The organism is Stenotrophomonas sp. CASM114, from assembly GCF_049384325.1.
GTDB lineage: Bacteria > Pseudomonadota > Gammaproteobacteria > Xanthomonadales > Xanthomonadaceae > Stenotrophomonas > Stenotrophomonas muris.
The window spans coordinates 1-2,500 of record NZ_JBMRGJ010000041.1 but is presented as its reverse complement, the minus strand read 5'-3'; the positions used below and the strand labels follow the sequence as shown (position 1 = coordinate 2,500).

Annotated in this window: 2 rRNA genes (1 of these 2 cut by a window edge); both read left to right on the top strand. The window is 54.3% G+C overall.

Going from position 1 to position 2,500, the window contains the following annotated elements:
• Nucleotides 1-2,256: ribosomal RNA gene (locus tag VG566_RS20365) — 23S ribosomal RNA — on the top strand (it extends 624 nt beyond the left edge of the window).
• 125 nt (nucleotides 2,257-2,381) lie between these two features.
• Nucleotides 2,382-2,496 (top strand): 5S ribosomal RNA (gene rrf, locus VG566_RS20360).
• Nucleotides 2,497-2,500 lie beyond the last annotated feature (4 nt).

Here is a 2,500-nt window from a genome sequence, read left to right as displayed (position 1 = left end):
TGATAAGGGCGCATAGTCGCGGGCAGTAGACCCGAAACCGGGTGATCTAGTCATGCCCAGGGTGAAGGTGCGGTAACACGCACTGGAGGCCCGAACCCACTCCCGTTGCAAAGGTAGGGGATGAGGTGTGATTAGGAGTGAAAAGCTAATCGAACCCGGAGATAGCTGGTTCTCCTCGAAAGCTATTTAGGTAGCGCCTCATATGTATCCTCTCGGGGGTAGAGCACTGTTATGGCTAGGGGGTCATCGCGACTTACCAAACCATTGCAAACTCCGAATACCGAGACGGACTGTATGGGAGACACACGGCGGGTGCTAACGTCCGTCGTGAAAAGGGAAACAACCCAGACCCACAGCTAAGGTCCCAAATTTTGTGCTAAGTGGAAAACCATGTGGAAAGGCACAGACAGCCAGGAGGTTGGCTTAGAAGCAGCCACCCTTTAAAGAAAGCGTAATAGCTCACTGGTCGAGTCGGTCTGCGGGGAAGATTTAACGGGGCTAAGCACAGAACCGAAGCTTGGGGTGCATAACTTTGTTATGCGCGGTAGAGGAGCGTTCCGTAAGCCGTTGAAGGTGGATTGAGAAGTCTGCTGGAGGTATCGGAAGTGCGAATGCTGACATGAGTAACGATAATGCGGGTGAAAAACCCGCACGCCGAAAGCCCAAGGTTTCCTTGCGCAACGTTAATCGGCGCAGGGTGAGTCGGCCCCTAAGGCGAGGACGAAAGTCGTAGTCGATGGGAAGCAGGTTAATATTCCTGCACCTCGCGTAAGTGCGATGGAGGGACGGAGAAGGTTAGGTGTACCAGGCGTTGGTTGTCCTGGGGAAAGGCGGTAGGTTTGGATCTTTGGCAAATCCGGGATCCTCTAAGACCGAGCACCGAGACGAGCCTTTAAGGCGAAGTCACTGATACCACGCTTCCAGGAAAAGCTCCTAAGCTTCAGCTTACGCAGACCGTACCGTAAACCGACACAGGTGGGTAGGATGAGAATTCTCAGGCGCTTGAGAGAACTCGGGTGAAGGAACTAGGCAACATGGCACCGTAACTTCGGGAGAAGGTGCACCCTTTTTGGTGGCTCGTGCGAGCTATAGCTGAAGAGGGTCGCAGTAACCAGGCCGCTGCGACTGTTTATCAAAAACACAGCACTCTGCAAACACGAAAGTGGACGTATAGGGTGTGACGCCTGCCCGGTGCTGGAAGGTTAATTGATGGGGTCAGCCGCAAGGCGAAGCTCTTGATCGAAGCCCCAGTAAACGGCGGCCGTAACTATAACGGTCCTAAGGTAGCGAAATTCCTTGTCGGGTAAGTTCCGACCTGCACGAATGGCGTAACGACAGCGGCGCTGTCTCCACCCGAGACTCAGTGAAATTGAAATCGCTGTGAAGATGCAGCGTTCCCGTGGCAAGACGGAAAGACCCCGTGAACCTTTACTATAGCTTTACACTGAACGTTGAGTTCGTCTGTGTAGGATAGGTGGGAGGCTATGAAACCATGGCGCTAGCTGTGGCGGAGCCATCCTTGAAATACCACCCTGTCGTGCTTGACGTTCTAACCTGGGCCCATTATCTGGGTCGGGGACCGTGTATGGTGGGTAGTTTGACTGGGGCGGTCTCCTCCTAAAGAGTAACGGAGGAGCTCGAAGGTACGCTCAGCGCGGTCGGACATCGCGCACTGTGTGCAAAGGCATAAGCGTGCTTGACTGCAAGATCGACGGATCAAGCAGGTAGGAAACTAGGACTTAGTGATCCGGTGGTTCTGTATGGAAGGGCCATCGCTCAACGGATAAAAGGTACTCCGGGGATAACAGGCTGATACCGCCCAAGAGTTCATATCGACGGCGGTGTTTGGCACCTCGATGTCGGCTCATCACATCCTGGGGCTGTAGTCGGTCCCAAGGGTATGGCTGTTCGCCATTTAAAGTGGTACGCGAGCTGGGTTCAGAACGTCGTGAGACAGTTCGGTCCCTATCTGCCATGGGCGTTGGAGATTTGAGAGGGGCTGCTCCTAGTACGAGAGGACCGGAGTGGACGAACCTCTGGTGTTCCGGTTGTCACGCCAGTGGCATTGCCGGGTAGCTATGTTCGGAAGCGATAACCGCTGAAAGCATCTAAGCGGGAAGCGCGCCTCAAGATGAGATCTCCCGGGGCACAAGCCCCCTGAAGGAACCATGTAGACTACGTGGTTGATAGGTCAGGTGTGTAAGTACAGCAATGTATTGAGCTAACTGATACTAATGATCCGTGCGGCTTGACCATATAACCTCAAGTTGCCTTGGCTTTACGACAACGTCGTAAGAGCATCCAAGTGCACGCTACGTCACAAGAACTATGCGAGGCTGGCGCCTTGTCCCCCGGGACGAGTGCGACGCTCCAAAAGCCTCCCTGGTGAAATTAGCGCTGTGGAACCACCCGATCCCATCCCGAACTCGGAAGTGAAACGCAGCTGCGCCGATGGTAGTGTGGCTCAAGCCATGCGAGAGTAGGTCATCGCCAGGGTTTA